Raw genomic sequence first — 1,239 nt, 5'->3', positions numbered from 1 at the left:
TTGGGCTACCCAAATATTATATTGAGACCAATATTTTGGAGTGTCCCAAGAGGTATCACTATACATTGTGCTATAACCACAAAGAACAGAACCTCTTTCTTTATCTATATGTCTTGGACAATCTTTTGTGCTGTATTCTTTGCCTTCATAAATCATAATATCATCATCTAAGTCTCTATCAAATCTATTCGCATAAAAGAAATTATCTCTAAAGTATATCCAAGCTTGATATTTGTCTTCTTTCCAATAAGATAAATTTGTAGGATAGTCTATTTTATCTTTATCCTCATAATCACAATATGAACCAAAATCAATATATCCTGCTAGAAAGAGTTGTCCTACTATGTTAATGTATTCGCTAATGTAAGTGGGTTTTGGTGGATTTGGAGAGAGGATATCGTCTAGGTTGTCAATGCGGTGAGTCCATATCATTATCTCATCACCCTCAATCCTTGAAGCCCAAAAACAACATAATATAGAAAGCTCAAATAATTCTAAAATATCTGCTTTTGTGATATTGGGTATTTGTGAAAATATAAGCAATTCACTTTGGTCATAGCTATATTCATCATATCCTAACTTCACAGCAAATTTCTTAAACCATTCATCGTTGTTGTAAAAAAATTTAAACAAATTTTTCTCTTTATCATAAGTTACAAATTTGTATTCCATTTTACTTCCCCTTATCAATATGTATTTTAACATTAACTTTTGGATTTCTGCTATTAACATCAATAGTCTCTCCTCTTGTTTTAGAATCTACTCTATAATTAATGTTTGTCCCATCATCTAGTTGTCTTTTATAAATTGGTTTTCCGTGTCTTTTATCTGTTCCATCTTTCAATTCCTTTGCATTCTTTGTTAATCTCCCCCATAACTCATCTAGTTCTTTTTTAGATTTAACAAGGCGAATACCAGTATCTTTATCCTTTCTATTTATAACTTTCTCAAGCTTATTTACTATCCCCAACACCTCTTCCGTTGTCAAACTCCTACCAAGTTCTTTTATCCCTTTAATAGCTGAACCTATACCTCTTAAAGCAGGTATAAACATAGCACTCATATCTTCTAAAGGTGGGTCATCAATTTGTAATGTTGGAGGTAATATAATCTCTATATACTCCTCACTTTCATCTAATGTTTCTATTCTTATAACATTAGGAGGAAGTTCTTGTTCTCTTTTTTCTATGATTTGCTTTTCCCGCATAGAATGATTCTGTAAAACATTAGAATCTTCCC

Annotated in this window: 1 protein-coding gene and 1 pseudogene; both read right to left on the bottom strand. The window is 31.5% G+C overall.

Annotated elements, in window-relative coordinates:
• The coding region (locus tag OQH62_RS08495; protein ID WP_266016124.1) for a hypothetical protein at positions 1-672 on the bottom strand (672 nt) is incomplete at its 3' end.
• Between the two features lies 1 nt (position 673).
• Positions 674-1,239 (bottom strand): annotated as a pseudogene (locus OQH62_RS08490) (hypothetical protein); the annotation flags it as partial.

The sequence above is a fragment of the Campylobacter sp. MIT 21-1684 genome (assembly GCF_026241315.1).
GTDB lineage: Bacteria > Campylobacterota > Campylobacteria > Campylobacterales > Campylobacteraceae > Campylobacter_D.
The sequence above is the reverse complement of the archived record's forward strand: the minus strand, read 5'-3'. Positions and strand labels throughout refer to the sequence as shown.